Genomic DNA, 585 nt, shown 5'->3' with positions numbered 1-585 from the left:
GCTGGCGAGCTCGCGAAAGCCCCTGCTGCGATCGTCATATTGCGCGGCAACGCTGAAGCGACGCGCGGTATAGCTGTATCCGAGCGACCAGCGATGGCCCGCGGCCTGACCCGAACGCGACGCACTGACCGACAGCGCAACGGTGCCAAATCGCCACGGCGCCACGACGAGCCCGCCCCCGATCTGCCGAAGCCGGGCGGTCGCCTCGGCATGCGCCTCGAGCGTCAGGAACGACGTCATCCCGCGTCGGATCGAGCCATTGACGGCGAGCGTGCCGTAATCGAAGTTGCGGATGCCATAGCCTTGACGGATGGCGCCGGCTTCGGCTGCGAAATCGGTGAGCCCGGCGCGTAGCAGCGTCGACGAGACGTAGAAGGGGATCGTGGTCGCGATCTGCCGGCCCACGGCATCCGTCGTGACGATCACGGCCTCGCCCGCGCCGTTGATCACCGGGACATCCTGCAGCACGACCCGACCGGGCGCGACGTCTGCACCCTGCTGCCGATAGCCGTCGACGAACAGGTCCCCCGCCGACGGCACGGCCGCCTTGCCCGCAAAGCTCGGCAGCGGCATCGTCAACAGGTC

Annotated in this window: 1 pseudogene; it reads right to left on the bottom strand. The window is 68.5% G+C overall.

Annotated features, from left to right (window positions below):
- A pseudogene (locus IFS44_RS21700) lies at positions 1–585 on the bottom strand (fimbria/pilus outer membrane usher protein); the annotation flags it as partial.

The organism is Sphingomonas sp. CFBP 13706 (assembly GCF_014842355.1).
GTDB lineage: Bacteria > Pseudomonadota > Alphaproteobacteria > Sphingomonadales > Sphingomonadaceae > Sphingomonas > Sphingomonas aerolata.
This window is presented reverse-complemented; position numbering and strand designations above follow the sequence as displayed.